This is a genomic window from Aquisphaera insulae (assembly GCF_011064615.1).
Lineage (GTDB): Bacteria > Planctomycetota > Planctomycetia > Isosphaerales > Isosphaeraceae > Aquisphaera > Aquisphaera insulae.
The window spans coordinates 21,887-37,389 of the sequence record NZ_JAALJH010000056.1 but is presented as its reverse complement, the minus strand read 5'-3'; the positions used below and the strand labels follow the sequence as shown (position 1 = coordinate 37,389).

The window sequence follows — 15,503 nt, the reverse complement described above, 5'->3', positions numbered from 1 at the left end:
GCCGTGCACGTGCTCTTCCTCCACGACGCCTTCCCCGCCCAGTTCGGCCGGCTCGGCCTGGAGCTGAAACGGCGGTATGGCTGGCGTTGCTCATACCTGGTCCAGCAGCTCTCGAGCTGCCCGACGCCGTCGCGCGAGATGCTCGAATCGCTGGAGATCCACCAGCTCCCGCTCTCGGCCGATCACCGTTCGAACGACGGCATCCCCTGGCCGCAGATCTTCGGGGCCTACCTCGAGCAGTGCGCGACGGTCGCCGAGGCCATGCGGGCGCGGCCCGGCCTGCGGCCGGACCTGGTCGTCGCCCACGGCGGGCGCGGGGCTCCCACGCTCTTCCTCCGCGACCACCTGGACGTGCCGATCATCGTCTATTGCGAATATTATTTCGCGACCAGCCATCGCGACATCTCGTACCGGATCGACCTGCCGCCGGCCGAGCCGGCCCCGTTCTTCCCCCGCTGCATCAACGCCCCGACGCTCGCCGCGCTCGCGGATTGCGACGCCGGCTACTCGGCGACGCGATGGCAGAGGGATTCGTTCCCGGAGCGGTTTCGGCCCCGGATCGAGGCACTCTTCGACGGCATCGACATCGACCTGTACCGGCCCGGGCCGCCGCCGTCGCCGCTGATCGTGGGCGGCAAGGAGCTGGCGATCCCGGCGGGGACGAAGGTGGTGACGTTCGTCTCCCGCGGCCTCGAATCGATCCGCGGCTTCGACCTGTTCATGGAGGTCGCCGGGCGAATCCTCCGGGAGCGGTCGGACGTGCTCTTCCTCGTGGTCGGCGGCGAGGAGATCCACTACGGCTGGGACAAGCTCCACACCGGATCGCCGAGCTTCAAGCGGTGGGTGCTGGACCGCGGCGATCACGACCTCTCGAAGTTCGTCTTCACCGGCCGGATCCTGCCCGAGGACCTGGCCGACCTCCTGCGCCGGAGCGACCTGCACCTCTATCTCACCGCGCCCTTCGTCGTCTCCTGGTCGCTATTCAACGCGATGGCCACCGGCCTCCCCGTGCTGGCCTCGGACGTCGCGCCCGTCCGGGAGATCATCGAGCCCGGGGTCAATGGTCTCCTCGAACCGCTCTTCGACGTGGACCGTCTCGCGGCGACGGCCCTCGCGGTCCTCGCCCGACCGGGTGATTACGAGGGCATCGGCCGCGAGGCCCGCCGAACGATCGAGGCGCGTTACTCCCTTGACGTCTGCATCCCGCCGATCCGGGACTTCCTCGACCGGGTCGCAGGGGCGAGCAGGAGCGGTGCCGGGTAGAGATCGCCGGGCGGACACGCCTATAGTGTGGGGTATCCATCGGCTCACGGCCTCCGGCTCCATCGCCTTGCCTCTCTTCGCTCCGCCTCGGGAGGTTGCCCGCCATGCCAGATCCAGGAACCCGCCCCACACGATTACGGCGACTCCTCCTGGCGATCCTCGGCCTCGCCACGTTCGGGCTGACGCCGGGCGACTTCTCTCGCCTCCGGGCCGCCGAGGCCGGACCCGACCGCAAGAGCCCGGTCCAGTTCAACCGCGACATCCGGCCCATCCTCTCGGAGAACTGCTACTCCTGCCACGGGCCGGACAAGAACCGCCGCAAGGCCAAACTCCGGCTCGACGAGCGCGACTCCGCCGTGGCCCTCAAGGCGATCGTCCCCGGCAAGGCCGACGAGAGCGAGGCCATCTCGCGGATCTTCAGCGACGACGCCGAGGCCGTCATGCCCCCGCCGTCGAGCCACAAGTCCCTCACCCCCGCGCAGAAGCAGGCGTTCAAGGCGTGGGTAGCCCAGGGGGCCGAATACCAGGCCCACTGGGCCTACGTCCGCCCCGAACGGCCCCCCGTCCCGGCCGTCCGCGACGCGTCCCGGGTCCGCAACCCGATCGACACCTTCATCCAGGCCGTCCTCGAATCGAAGGGGATCACGCCCTCGCCGGACGCCGATCGCCGGACCCTGATCCGCCGCCTTTCCCTCGACCTGATCGGACTGCCGCCCACGCCCGACGAGGTCCGCGCCTTCGAGCAGGACGACGACCCGGGCGCCTATGAAAAGCTCGTCGATCGCCTCCTCCGATCGCCCCACTACGGCGAACGGATGGCCGTCCCCTGGCTGGACATGGCCCGGTTCGCGGACACGGTCGGCTATCACGGCGACCAGGGCCAGCGCGTCTTCCCCTATCGCGACTACGTCATCGACTCCTTCAACAAGAACAAGCCGTTCGACGTCTTCACCCTCGAGCAAATCGCCGGCGACCTGCTGCCGAACCCGACGCCGGAGCAGCTCACGGCGACCTGCTTCAATCGGCTCAACATGATGACCCGCGAGGGAGGCGCCCAGCCCGGCGAATACCTGGCCAAGTACGCCGCCGATCGCGTCCGGACGGTCTCCATCACCTGGCTCGGATCCACGATGGGGTGCGCGGAATGTCATGATCACAAGTATGATCCGTTCACCCAGCGCGACTTCTACTCGCTGGCCGCCTTCTTCGCCGACCTCAAGCAATGGGGCGTCTACCAGGACTACGACTACACACCGAACCCGGAGCTGAAGGGCTGGAGCAACGACCACCCGTTCCCCCCGGAGGCCGCCGTCGAGAGCCCCTACCTGAAGCGACGAATCGCCGGCTTGCGGGCGAAGATCCGCCGGACCTGCCTGGATTCGGCCGCGACCGCCGGCCCCGACGGCCAGGCCTGGATCCGCCAGGCCGCCGCCTTCGTGGAGCAACATCCCACGGGCTGGGACACGCCCCGGGCCCTGGTGGAGAAGGGCCCGGCGCGGGCCGTCGAGGACGGGGCGATCCTGGTGACGGGGGTGTCGTCCTCGAAGCAGCCGCTGATCCTCGCCTTGAGGCCCGGCCCGGGACGAGTCGCCCGGATCCGCGTCGAGGTCCTCCCCCACGCCTCGAACGGCGGCAAGGTCACACGCGACGGCGCAGACAGTGCGACGCTGAAGCTCGGCGCGACGGTGCGGGGCCGGTCCGGCGAGCGCCCCTTGTCCTTCTTCATGGCGGAGGCCGACGCCCACGAGCCGCGCTACTTCAACGGTTACGAGGTCCCGGGCGTCCTCGACGCCTGGCTGACCGAGAAGGCCCGGAAGGACAGGGCCCAAACCGCCGTCTGGTGCCTCGACACCCCGGCGGACCTCGCCGCCGAGGACGAGCTGAGGCTCACCCTCACGACCGATCACGCCGGCTGCGTCCGCCTCTCGGTCTCTCCCTTCGGGCCCGCACCGAGCGGACGGCCCGAGCTCGACGAGGAGGAACGGCGAGCCCTCGCCGAGGCCGCCCACGCCGGCGACGGCAAGTCTCCGATCAATCCCATCGTCGCCGAGCTGCTCGAGCTCTCGCGGGGCTCGCGCGGGCCTGCCTGGGCCGAGCTGAAGTCGTCCTGCCGCGAGATCCAGGAGTGCAGCGCCGGCCGGACGTACGTCATGGTCGCGAAGGCCGCCCCGCCGCGGACCGTCCGCGTGCTGCCCCGCGGCAACTGGCAGGACGAGAGCGGCCCGATCGTCGAGCCGGCGGTGCCCCACTTCCTCCCCGGTGCGAGATCCGCCCCCTCGAGTCCGGGCGACGCTCGTCTCAGCCGGCTCGACCTGGCGAGGTGGATCACCTCGGCGGAGAACCCGCTGACGGCCCGGGTGTTCGTCAACCGGATCTGGAAGCAGCTCTTCGGCACCGGCCTCAGCGCCCAGATCGAGGACGTCGGCGCGCAGGGCGAATGGCCCGTGCACCCGGAGCTCCTGGACTGGCTGGCGGTCGAGTTCCGCGAAGGGGGCTGGGACGTCAAGCGGATCGTCAAGCTCGTCGTGATGTCGGACGCCTATCGCCGCGAGTCGAGGCACCGGGCGGACCTGCGCGACCTGGATCCGAGCAACCGCCTCGTCGCCTGCCAGTCGCCGAGGCGGCTCGAGGCCGAGTTCGTCCGCGACAACGCCCTCTCCATCGCGGGGCTGCTCAATCCCGAGCTCGGCGGCCCGAGCGTCTTCCCCTACCAGCCGCCGGGCTATTACGCCAACCTCCAGTTCCCGGACCGTGAGTACATCGCCAGCCCGGACGATCGCCAGTATCGCCGGGGCGTCTACATGCACTGGCAGCGGACCTTCCTCCAGCCGATGCTCGCGAACTTCGACGCCCCGTCGCGCGAGGAATGCACGGCCGTTCGGAACGTCGCCAATACGCCGCAGCAGGCCCTCACGCTGCTCAACGACCCGACCTTCGTGGAGGCGGCGAGGGTCCTTGCCCAGGGTATCCTCCGCGATCGAGGCGACGAGGCGGCCCGCATCGACCGCATCTATCGGCTCGCGCTGGCGCGCCCCCCGCGCGATGGCGAGCGCGGTTCTCTGCTCTCGTTCCTGGCCGCGCAGCGGGCCTACTTCGGCAGTCGCCCCGCCGCGGCGGAGGAGCTCCTGGGCGTGGGGCTCGCCCCGAGGACGAAGGACGTCACGCCGGCCGAGTTGGCGGCCTGGACGGCCGTCTGCCGGGTCGTGCTCGGGCTCCACGAGACGATCACCCGATATTGAGGGCCAATCATGGACACTCCATCCGATCTTCGCGAGTGGCGGGCGGCCCTGCGGCGGCGGGCCTTCCTGAAGAACTCGGTCTACGGCCTGGGCGGGATGGCCCTGGCGACGCTGCTCGACCCCGGGCTCATCGCCCGCGGGGCCGACACGGCGAAGCCCGCGGGCCGCTGGCGAGGGGTCGTCGACCCGCCGCAGCGGCCGGTCAAGGCCCGCCGCGTGATCCACCTCTGCATGGCCGGCGGGCCGTCCCAGTTCGAGAGCTTCGATCACAAGCCCCAGCTCAGGGAGCTGGACGGCAAGCCGTTCCCGGAGTCGTTCACGAAGGGGCAGCAGCTCGCCCAGCTCCAGAACATGACCCTCAAGGCCCGCGGGCCCACCTGCGGCTTCCACCGCCACGGCCGGTCGGGTCAGGAGATCTCCGACCTCTTCCCCCACATCGCGGGGATCGCCGATCGCATGTGCATCGTCCGATCGATGACGACCGAGCAGATCAATCACGACCCGGCGCACGCGTTCATGAACTCCGGGTCGATCCTCAAGAACCGGCCGAGCATGGGCTCGTGGCTCCTGTACGGCCTCGGGGCGGAGACGGACGACCTGCCGGGGTTCGTCGTCTTCACGTCGGCCGGCGCGACGGGCCAGCAGCCGGTCTCGGCCCGCCAGTGGTCGGCGGGGATCCTCCCCAGCAAGTTCCAGGGGATCCAGTTCCAGTCCCGGGGCGACGCCGTCCACTACATCTCGAGCCCGCCGGGCGTCGACCGCGAGCACCAGCGCGAGAGCGTCGCCGAGATCAACCGCCTCAACGGGATGCTCGCCGACGAGATGGGCGACCCGGAGATCCAGACGCGGATCGCCCAGTTCGAGCTGGCCTTCCGGATGCAGGCCTCGATCCCGGAGCTGACCGATTTCGGCAGCGAGCCGCGGAGCGTCCTGGAGATGTACGGCATCAAGCAGCCCGGGGACGGCAGCTTCGCCTCCAACTGCCTGATGGCCCGCCGGCTGGCCGAACGCGGCGTCCGGATGATCCAGCTCTACCACCGGGCCTGGGACCATCACGGCGACATCGCCCACGCCATGCCCATGGCCGCGAAGGAGGTCGACCAGGCGTGCGCCGCGCTCGTGAAGGACCTGGAACAGCGCGGCATGCTCGACGACACCCTGGTGCTCTGGGGGGGCGAGTTCGGGCGGACGCCGATGGGGCAGGGGACCGGTCGAGACCACCACATCCTGGGGTTCTCCCTCTGGATGGCGGGCGGCGGCATCAAGGGGGGCGTGACCTACGGCGCCACCGACGAGCTCGGCTATCGGGCGGTCGAGGACGTCGTCCACGTCCGCGACCTGCACGCCACCATCCTCGACCTCTGCGGGATCGATCACGCGCGGCTGTCGTACAAGTTCCAGGGCCTGGACGTCCGGCTGACGGGCGTCGAGCCGGCGAGGGTGATCCGGGAGATCCTCGCCTAGCCGGTCGCTGCCCCGGCCGCCGGTTGATCCCGGAGAGGTCAGGCTCTTTCGAAGAGGCCCGCGATGCGGATCGGCGTCATCCTCCACGAGCGGCACGATTCCTGGGCCAGGCAGCTCCGCCCCAGGCTTGCCGGCAGGCCCGTTCGCTGGCTTCAGACGCGGTCCCCGTCCGACCTCAAGGCCGCGATGTCGGGCCTCGCCTGCCCCGTCGTGCTGATCGACCTGGCGCGGGACCTCGCGGGAGGGATGGCCGCCCTGGATCGGCTCCAGGAGATGGACTCCTCCGTCCGGATCCTGGTCCTCGACCCGGACGAGGTCCCGGGCATCCGCCTGCTCGCAAGGGAGCTCGGGGCCACGCATGTCGTCTCCGGGTTCGCCCCACCCCCGGCGATCGCGGATCTGCTCGACGCGTGGATCGCCCAGGCCATTCGGCGGGCCGAGCACGAGGGATGGTCGCGCCGCCTCGAGCCAGAGGAGCCGGAGGACGCGGAAGGCTGGATCGAGGCCGTGATCCACCGCCTGGAGACGGCCGCCGCTGAGACCATCGCGTGAACTCCCGCGGGTGGGCGATCGGGGCGGGTAGTCCTTTCGGGCCCGCACGAATAGAATGGGGTCACGGACCTGGTATCGATCCGCGACCCCGCGAGGGGCAATCGCGTCCCGCTGACAAGGAAACGACGGCCTGATGTTCGGCAAGACGAAGACGACGCTGAGCGAGCGGGATGTGCTCGACGCCCTGAAGGGGGTCAAGGATCCGGACCTCGGACGCGACCTGGTCGACCTGGGCATGATCAAGGACGTGCGGGTCGGCGACGGCACGATCGCGCTGACCGTCAACCTCACGACGCCCGCCTGCCCCCTGAAGGCCCAGATCGAGCGCGACGTCCGCAACGCCCTGCAAGCACGCCTGCCCGGCGAGTGGACCCTGAACGTGTCCATGACCGCCGAGGTTCGCAGCAAGGGGACGGTGGAGGCGGGCGACATCCCGGGCATCAAGAATGTCATCGCCGTGGGGTCGGGCAAGGGGGGCGTGGGCAAGTCCACCATGGCCGCCTCCATCGCCTTCGGCCTGAAGTCCTACGGGGCCTCCGTCGGCCTGATGGACGCGGACGTCTACGGCCCGTCGATCCCCCACCTCGTCGGGGCCAACGAGCGGCCTCGGGCCATCGGCGAGCGGATCCTGCCGATCGAGACCCGGGGCCTGAAGCTGATGTCCATGGGATTCCTCCTGGAGCCGGACCGGGCCGTGATCATGCGCGGGCCCATGCTCCACGGCATCATGCAACAATTCCTCCGCCAGGTCGATTGGGGCGAGCTGGACTACCTGGTCATCGACCTCCCGCCGGGCACGGGCGACGTCCCCCTGTCGCTGGCCCAGAACCTGCCGCTGACCGGGGCAGTCGTCGTCTGCACGCCCCAGGAGGTCGCCCTCCTGGACGCCACCCGGGCGATCACGATGTTCCGCCAGCTCCGCGTCCCGGTGCTCGGCATGGTCGAGAACATGGCTTTCTTCGACGTCCTCGCCTACCTGAAAGACCGGGGCGGCCCCGAGGCCCGCAAGCTCGTGGAATCCCGGAGCTTCTTCGACTCGCCCGGGGATGAGCGGGCCTACCTCTTCGGCCGCGGAGGCGCCCGCCGCCGGGCCCAGGAGCTCGGCGTCCCGTTCCTCGGCGAGGTCCCGCTCAACCTCTACCTTCGCGAGACGGGCGACGCGGGCAGGATGGACAGCGCCCTCGATCCGGGATCGCCGTCGCGCCCTCACCTGCTCGGCGTGGTCGAGCAGCTCGCGGCCCAGATCAGCATCCAGAACGAGCGGAAGGCCCAGGAAGAGGCCAAGGCCCGGTTGCCGAAGCTCGAGATCATCCAGTGAACACGCCTCGTGCCGGCGGCGTAAGGCATGAGGCTCATCCAGCCCCGATGCAAGACAGTCGACGGGGCCGGGATGAATGCCGCCGGCTGACTCGATGGAAGGAGATCCCCAGGTGTCCATCAAGCACGCTCTGATCGCGCTGGTCGTCCTCGCATGCCTCTCCGCCGCACCGAGGGCGGACGCGCAGTACGTCTCCGGGGGCTTCGTCGGCTTCGGCCGGCCCGGCTTCGGCGGGGTCTACGGGTTCGGTGCACCGGTCGTCGCGACGCCCATGGTCGCCGGCCCGGTGGTCCCCTACGGCATGCCCATGGTCGTCCAGCAGCCCGTGGTCGTCCAGCGGCCCATGGTCGTCGGAGCCCCGGTCATGGCCGCGCCGATGGTGACTGGTCCCGTCATGACAACGGGATGGGGATTCGGCCCGCGCTACGTCGTCCCCGGGCCTCCCATGGTCCGCACGTACCGGCGGGTCTGGTGACGATCTGGCGGAGATCAGGGAAGATCTCCCTTTACCAGAGCCGGGTTATTCCGTAGGCATCGAGTTGGGTGTCCGCGCTGACGACTGGCAGGTTCTCGATCATCGATTGCACGACGAGCAGTCGGTCGAAGGGATCCTTGTGGTGGGGCGGAAGCGCCTCGACGGAGGTTGCGTGGATTAGCTCGATCCCGAGGAGGTCGAAGCGGTTCGTCGTCAGCTCCCGAGAGACGAACGTCGTGGCGGGTTCGCCTAGCTCAAGCTTCTTCAGGCCCACCTTGATGGAGATCTCCCAGCAGCTCGCCACGCTGACGAGACAGCGATTCGCCGGGTCCTCGATCAGTGCCTTGGCCGTGGGGGAGAGCTGAGGGTCGTCCCACACGAACCAGAGGAAACTGTGGGAATCGAGGAGCAGGTTCACTCCATGTACTCCTTGAAATCCTCGAGCGGGGCGTCAAAATCGGGAGCCATCCAGTGTGGCCTCCCCTTGGCGCTACCGGCCTTGCGCGGCCACTGGGTCTTAGGCTCGCTGCGGGACAGCCTGGCCACAGGCTGGTTGTTCTCGGTGATGACCAGTTCGTCCCCCGGCGAGAGATTGTGAATCAGATCAGAGAGCCGGCTCTGGGCTTCTTGAATCGAGATCGTGATCATGGCATCTGGTCCGTGGTCCCTGGCCCTTAACGTGACGATCGTTTCGGTGGCACTACTCTCATCATAATCCCAGATGCCGGGGGGGTTAACGCGGATAACGAACGGGGCGACGGCGGGGGCATCAGGGTCATGCCACCATTCACCACCCGCCGGATGAGCCCAGCCTCTCGAGAATATCGCCTCCACTTAGCCCCCATCCCGGTTCCGCCAGAGATACCAGCTCGCCACCGTCCGATAGGGCCGCCATGACTCGGCGAGCGCATGGCAATCGCGCGGCCTCGGGAGATCCTCGAGGCCGTGATGATCGCGGAGCCCGGACCGTATGCCCAGGTCGTGGACCGGCAGGACGTCCGGGCGGTTGAGCGAGAAGATGAGGAACATCTCGGCCGTCCAGACGCCGATGCCCTTGATCGACGTCAACGAGGCGACGATCGCCGCGTCGTCCCACGAGTCGTCGAAGCCCTCCACCGGCACGGCGCCGGAGGCGACGGCCTCCGCCAGGTTCACCACGTAGCGGGCCTTGCCCGCCGAGAGCCCGACGCCGCGGAGCGCCTCCTGGCTGAGGGCAAGCAAGGCCTCGGGCCGATGCGGATCGCCGCCCAGGAGATGGAGCCGGGCGTTGATCGACTCCGCCGCCTTCGTCGAGATCTGCTGGGAGACGATCGCCCGAACCAGCGTCCCGAACCGATCCGGACGCGGCTTCAGCCGGCACGGGCCGACCCGCTTGATGATCGCGCGCAGGCCGGGATCGACGCGGCGGAGATGCCGGACCGCCGCGGCCCATCGGTCCGTCTCCTTGACCTTGTCCTCGACCTTCGCGGGCTTCCGCGCCATGGACGGGTCTCGCCTGCTCAATCCACCGGGTAGGGTTCACGCAGCACGTGGGCCGGATTCGCGTCGAGATAGCGCCGCACGCGGTCCTTGCGGCCGAGCGCCTCGGGCAGGAACGCGACCGCCTGGTCGATCCGCTCGTCGGGCTCCGCGCAACTGAATCTCAGGAACCCCGCGCCGGCCTCGCCGAAGCACTCGCCGCCCAGGCAGGCGACGCCGAATGCGTCGTCCGCGCCCTCCAGCAGGTAGAGGGCCAGCCCGTGCGACGTGATCCCGAGCGCGTTGCAGATCCGGCGGACGTCCGGGAAGACATAGAACGTCCCGGCCGGCATGGCCACGCTCAGGCCCTCCACGCGCTTCAGCCCCTCGGAGAGCCGCTCGACCTTGGCACGGAAGCGGCCCATGTAGTCCTCGCGCGCCGGCCGGTCGAGCCGGAGCGCCGCCTCGGCGGCCCACTGGACGAACGGGGGGCTGCACGAGGCGGTCGTGTTGATCAGCTTGCCGATCGCCTCCACGACCTCCGGGTGGGCGACGGCGAATCCGATCCGCCAGCCGCTCATGCTGTACGACTTGCTGAACGTGTAGGCCGCCACCACGTTCTCGAACATGCCCGGCTGGGCCAGGATCGAGGCGTGTTTCCCGGACCAGACCATGTGGCAGTACGGCTCGTCGGAGAAGACCATCACGTCCGTCCCGCGGACCACGTCGGCGATGGCCGCCAGGTCCGCCGGCGTGGCCACGCCCCCCGTGGGGTTGTGGGGGGAGTTCAGGAAGATGGCCCGCGGCTTCGGGTCGGTCTCGACGAACCGGCGGACATCCTCGGCGCGGGGTCGGAAGGCATCCTCGACCCGCAGCGGGACGACCACCGCTCGGGCCTGCCGCCGCTGAAGGTTCGGGATATACGTGGGGAAGTGCGGGCTGAAAATCAGGACGCCGTCCCCCGGGTCCAGGAGGGCCTCGGCGAAGTACTGCTCGAACGGCTTGGCGCCGGAGGCCACTACGATGTTCTCCGCCGTAGCCGCGTAGCCGAACTCCTCGGACGCGATCCGCGCCGCCGCCTCGCGGAACCCCGGCAGGCCCAGGCTGGGACCGTACCCCGTCAAGCCTTCCTCGATCGCGCGGATGCCCGCCTCCCGGGCGTGCGGGGTGGTCGGGAAGGGGCTATCGCCGATCTCCAGCTCGACCACGTCCTTGCCCCGTGCCTTGAGCGCGCGGGCCAGGGCCAGGACCGTGAACGCCGTCTCCGCGGTCAGGTTGCGAGCAAGCTCACTGAGTCGGATCATGGCTGCGACTTCCTGAGACGGGCCAAATCGCCCCTTAGCGCGAGGCGATCACCTGGGCCAGCGGGCGGACGATCCGCGGGATCACGGAGCGGCGGAGGATCTCCTCGCCGACCTCCTTCTGGCGGCGGAACGACTCCACGAAGCTCCGGTCCGGGCCGGCGCCCCAGTATTGCCGGATCGTGAAATAGACGCTGAGCTGATCGTCCGCGAATTCGTTGCTCCGGACCTGGAACGTGTTCGTCCGGGTCTCGATCGAGAGCCGGCACTGGAGCTGGCACGACTCGTCGAGCGCCAGCGTGATCGAGGGCTCGAAGTTGATCACCCGGGTCCGGGGCAGCTCGAGCAGGCCCTCGATCGCGTTGCCCACCCCCAGGGCCTCGGTCACCACCTCGTCGTGGTTCCCCTCGTAGGTGAAGTCGAACCCATACATGACGTCGAGCGCCTCGCAGTCCAGCAGGCTGATCGTCAGCAGGGGCGGCGCCAGGTCCAGCAGCAGCTCGTGCTGCCGGTAGGCCTCATCCATCGATTCCGGATTGGTGTGGCCGCTGCAAAGCCGCCTCGGCTCGATCGAGACCCACCGGTAGGCCGCCTTCTCCTTGTCCCCCTCCAGCACGAGGTCGCCGTTCTCCCTCGTGTGGAAGTTCCGCAAGTCCGGGAACCCCTTCTTCATCTGCTCAAAGAAATGGAGCACGGTGTCCCGGTTCGTCGGCAGCTCCATCTCGGTATTCAGATGAACATTGACGTAAAAATCGTCGGCGTCGTTGCTGTATGGATTCATCCGTGTCGTCCCGATGCGTCCCTGGGCAAGTGCGACGCCAGTGCCGTCGCGGGGGAGATCCTCGCCCGAGGGCGACCTGATTCGAGAAGGGTTAGGTGCAAGTCGTCTATCCTATCAGAACCCGGAACGGGGCGAAACGAATCCCTGGAGTGGACCGACTTCACAATCACAAACTGTTTTCCAGAAAGGAATTAGGCAAACACTCCGGCGCACCTGAAGGGCCTGTACCGGCGTCAGGCGCGGGTGGCGCCGTCCTCGGGGTGGCGGAGCCGGATGGGGGGGATGGAGGCGGGGTCGGCGAGGGGATCGATGAAGGCTCGGACGCCCGATCGACCGAGCGGGAAGGCGGTGCGGATGGGATGGCTGGCACCGTCGCGGCCGGCCGGGAAGCGGGCGATGACCTCGCCATCCTCGGTGGAGAGCGGGATGGCCCGGAGGTTGGCGACCAGCACCATGGGGGGGATCGGCTCCCCGGGCGGCTCCGTGGACAGGGTCAGCGACCAGGGCCTGCCGGGAAGCCACGGCCGCTTGAGGGCATAGCGGATCGTGATCTCGGGGTGCGGGCCCGGAACGGTGGTCGTCGCGGACGGCTCGTGGCCCGCGGAGAAGGCGAGCTCTCCGCCCTGATCGAGGACCGTGTACGCGGTGATGTACCAGCGATCCAGGGGCGGATGAACCGCAACGGCAGCGGCGACGGCCCCCGTCGCATGGCCGTTGACGCCGCCGTCGGCGCGGTCGTCCGGCCTGGAGGCGGGCGTCCGCGGGCCGGTCGCGGGGAGGCTCAGCGACCACGAGCCGTGCCGATCGTAGTCCTCGCGAAGCACGGTCGTCGCGATCGATCGCGGATCGTCGGGGCCGTCCGGGGGAGCCCCCCAGCGGGCGGCCAGCCGGGTGCCGGTCGCACTCGGGGGCCAGATCCAGCGGAGCGAAACCCGCACGCCGGCCGATCCGTTGACCGATGGCGTGCCGGATCGGGTGGCGCGGAGGTCGGACGGCTCGGCGACCTGGCTGGCGACCGCCGTGCCGCCGAGGGTCAGGGTCGTGCCGATCGCGACGGTTGCCGTGTAGTAGCAGGCGACGGCCGGCGGGTCGGGATCCTCCGCGCGGTTCGGCCCGGTCAGGGCCACCCAGGAGCCGAGCGGCTCCGCGTCCTCGATCCGGATCCGCGCGCCGGGGGGGAAGGGGAGCGGCCGGAGTGTCCGGAGGATCCGCACCGATCCGCGAGGCGGATCGACCCAGTCGAGGACGACCGAACGTCCCGGGCCTCGGGAGAGCCGCGGGGCCCCCATCGGCGGCGACAGATCCTGCCGGCCGGCCGTCGCCAGGACGCCCGGGGACGGGTAGCGCCGGCCTTCCGACGCCCGGTAGATGGCGTAGATCCCGTAATGGACGATCGACCCGTCGGTTGGCCGGGCGTCCGCATCCACCGCGTGGTCGAGCGCGGCGGGGATCCTCGTGCCGTCGCGCGGGCCCTCGGGGGGAGAGCCCAGCTTGCGGACGACGCGGACCTCGAAGACGCCGTGGGGCGGGATCCACGAGAGCTCCACCTCGGACTGGCGCGGCTCGACCCGGACATCCTCGACGTCGGGGAGGTAGACGACCGGGCCGACGGCCACGGCGGCCAGCGACTCCGCCTCCCCTCGCTTGCCGAGGACCGCATAGCCGACGGACTCGCCCGGCCGGACGTGCCGGTCGTCGTATTCGCAGGTGGAGACCTCCGCGATCCTCGTGCCGTCGCCGGGCTGTTCCGGGATGCCGCCCCGCTTCCGGACGATCGCGAAGGTCAGCGGCCCCAGGCCATCGGGCGCGGGGGGAGTCCACCACAGGCGGATTCGGTCCCCGAGGGACTGTGCGCGCAGGCCGGTCGGCCCATCCGGCGGGCACCGCTGAAGTCCCGCCAGGGCCTCGGGGAGATCCGCGGCAACCTCCAGGCTCCTCCTGTAAAGGGCCCGCGCCGCCGACGGATCGACCCGTTCGAGGGCCCGGCCTCGGGCCGCCAGGGACTCGGCCTGTCGAAGTCCCTCGCCGATCGCCTTCCACGCCTGGCGAATCTCGGGATTGGCCGGGTCGTCCAGCCGCCGCCAGGCGTCCGCCGCGCGCCTCGCCGCGGCCAGCCGACGGCCGGCCAGCGCCAGCTCGCAGGCCATCCGGACCTGCTCGATGGCCGCCTGCCGCTCGCGGATCTTCTCGAGCCCGTTCCTCGCCCCCGGGTGGTTGGGGGCGTATCGCTGGACCTGCTCCAGGTGCTCGCGCGACACGGCCAGGTCGTGGCGGCGGAAGGCCTGCTGCGCGGCGGCCACGTGACGCACGACGGGCTCGCGGAGTGCCAGCGGGAAGCCGCAATCGCACTTCGCCCGGTCGATCCCGTGATTCCGGCGGCAGACGGGGCAGTCCCACCGCAGCGTCGCCCCGCAGTGCCGGCAGCGAGCCGCCCCGGAGCGCCGGGCCGTCGGGCTCAGCTCGGTCAGGCCGGAGCAGCTCCGGCAACGGACCTGGGGATAGCTCTCCGGCCCGGCGGCCCTGGCAGCGGCTCCCGCGCGCGCCGCCGGTCCGGCCGGAGCCACGGCGCCGCCGTCCTGCGCGATCCCCAGCTTGCGGCAGGCCCGCCGCAGGAGGCGATCGGCCCGGTCCGCCCGAACGCCCAGCGCGGCCGCCTCCGCGAGGAGCGCCTCGCGGGTGCCGGCATCGAGCCGCGTCAGCCCCCTCAGGGCGAACCCCGTGACCTCTTCGAACCGTTCCTCGGACTCATGGTCCAGCGTGCGGTCGTAGCGGGCCCTCTCCCTGGGCGTGGTGAGGTGCGACTGGGCGTGCGAGATGGCCTCGAGCCACGCGGTCTTCTCCGCCGTCACCTGGGCCTTCCGCATCCAGCGTTGTCGCTCCTCGTCGGCCCTGGCGGCCACGATCGAGGCGGGCGCCTCGCGCGGCAGGTCGAGCGCGTCGTACAGGTTGCGGCGGCCGAGGTGTTCGAGCGCGGCGTGGATTTGCCTCCGCGTCGAGGGGTCGAGGACGTCGGCGGGGCCCTCGTCCTCCTCCGGTGCGTCGTCCATCCGGACCTGCGGGAGGAGGTCGGGGATGTTCCGGGTCAGCCGCTCCAGGGCCTGGTCGTCGAGGCCGAGGCGTCCGGCCTCCTCGCGGAGCAGGCCGCGATCGTCGGCCGTAAGCCCCCCCTTGGCCGACCGGAGCCGGATCCGCCGTTGGAGCCGGTCGAGCTTCTCCTCCCGCACCGCGATCTCGACCGCGGCGAGGTCCGCGTCGTAGGACGCCCGCGCCTCCGGCCCGCCGAGGAGGGCGCGGCGGAGGGCCGGGACCTCGTCGAGATAGAGCTGGTTCGCGTGCCGGGTCTTCGGGTTCCTCGTCCCCATCGACCACGCGGGCTGACGCTTCCGAAGCGCGGCCTCGATCTCGGCCGTCGTCGCCCTCGGATCGACCCCCAGCCTGGCGTAGTAGTCCGGCACCATGCTCGTGGACGAAGCCTTCCGCTCGATCCCCCGGTTGCGTCCCTGGCCGATCCGTTCGACGACGGTCCGTCGGCTGGTATTTTCGAAGGTCCGGTGCGAAACGTCCAGCCCGCGAGGGCCATTGCCGTCGAGTTCTCCCACCGCTAACCTGGGGGACATTCCCCGTCCCGTCACGCCGCCCCCGACCGGCCGGC

The 15,503-nt window shown here is 70.2% G+C and carries 12 protein-coding genes; 6 read left to right on the top strand and 6 right to left on the bottom strand.

Annotated features, from left to right (window positions below):
* The first annotated feature begins 3 nt into the window (after positions 1-3).
* From G6O54_RS24780 to G6O54_RS24755, 6 genes are all read left to right on the top strand, one after another.
* Positions 4-1,263, top strand: coding sequence for a glycosyltransferase (locus tag G6O54_RS24780; protein ID WP_165229152.1), 1,260 nt, complete (start codon positions 4-6; stop codon positions 1,261-1,263).
* Between the two features lie 104 nt (positions 1,264-1,367).
* Positions 1,368-4,502 (top strand): PSD1 and planctomycete cytochrome C domain-containing protein, encoded by a 3,135-nt coding sequence (locus G6O54_RS24775; protein WP_165229150.1) that lies wholly within the window; start codon positions 1,368-1,370, stop codon positions 4,500-4,502.
* A gap of 9 nt (positions 4,503-4,511) precedes the next feature.
* Complete coding sequence (locus tag G6O54_RS24770; protein ID WP_165229148.1) at positions 4,512-5,966, top strand: DUF1501 domain-containing protein; 1,455 nt, start codon at positions 4,512-4,514, stop codon at positions 5,964-5,966.
* Between the two features lie 63 nt (positions 5,967-6,029).
* Entirely contained in the window at positions 6,030-6,518 is a 489-nt protein-coding gene (locus G6O54_RS24765) for a hypothetical protein (protein ID WP_165229146.1), read from the top strand.
* Positions 6,519-6,651: 133 nt separating this feature from the next.
* A complete protein-coding gene (locus tag G6O54_RS38565; protein ID WP_165229144.1) occupies positions 6,652-7,836 on the top strand; it encodes an Mrp/NBP35 family ATP-binding protein in 1,185 nt (394 codons plus the stop codon).
* Between the two features lie 112 nt (positions 7,837-7,948).
* Entirely contained in the window at positions 7,949-8,311 is a 363-nt protein-coding gene (locus G6O54_RS24755) for a hypothetical protein (protein WP_165229142.1), read from the top strand.
* A 31-nt stretch (positions 8,312-8,342) separates the two neighbouring features.
* Here G6O54_RS24755 and G6O54_RS24750 read toward each other — a convergent pair whose 3' ends face one another.
* The 6 genes from G6O54_RS24750 to G6O54_RS24725 form a co-directional block, all read right to left on the bottom strand.
* Entirely contained in the window at positions 8,343-8,729 is a 387-nt protein-coding gene (locus G6O54_RS24750) for a type II toxin-antitoxin system VapC family toxin (RefSeq protein WP_165229140.1), read from the bottom strand.
* Positions 8,726-8,959, bottom strand: coding sequence for a type II toxin-antitoxin system Phd/YefM family antitoxin (locus G6O54_RS24745; RefSeq protein WP_165229138.1), 234 nt, complete (start codon positions 8,957-8,959; stop codon positions 8,726-8,728). The genes G6O54_RS24750 and G6O54_RS24745 overlap by 4 nt, the downstream gene beginning before the upstream one ends.
* A 186-nt stretch (positions 8,960-9,145) precedes the next feature.
* A complete protein-coding gene (locus G6O54_RS24740) occupies positions 9,146-9,793 on the bottom strand; it encodes a DNA-3-methyladenine glycosylase family protein (protein ID WP_165229136.1) in 648 nt (215 codons plus the stop codon).
* A 17-nt stretch (positions 9,794-9,810) separates the two neighbouring features.
* Positions 9,811-11,073, bottom strand: a complete 1,263-nt coding sequence (locus G6O54_RS24735) for a pyridoxal phosphate-dependent aminotransferase (protein WP_165229134.1) — start codon at positions 11,071-11,073, stop codon at positions 9,811-9,813.
* Between the two features lie 34 nt (positions 11,074-11,107).
* A complete protein-coding gene (locus G6O54_RS24730) occupies positions 11,108-11,851 on the bottom strand; it encodes a nuclear transport factor 2 family protein (RefSeq protein WP_165229132.1) in 744 nt (247 codons plus the stop codon).
* A gap of 233 nt (positions 11,852-12,084) precedes the next feature.
* On the bottom strand, positions 12,085-15,468 hold the full coding sequence (locus G6O54_RS24725; RefSeq protein WP_165229130.1) for a hypothetical protein: 3,384 nt from the start codon (positions 15,466-15,468) through the stop codon (positions 12,085-12,087).
* Positions 15,469-15,503: the final 35 nt, after the last annotated feature.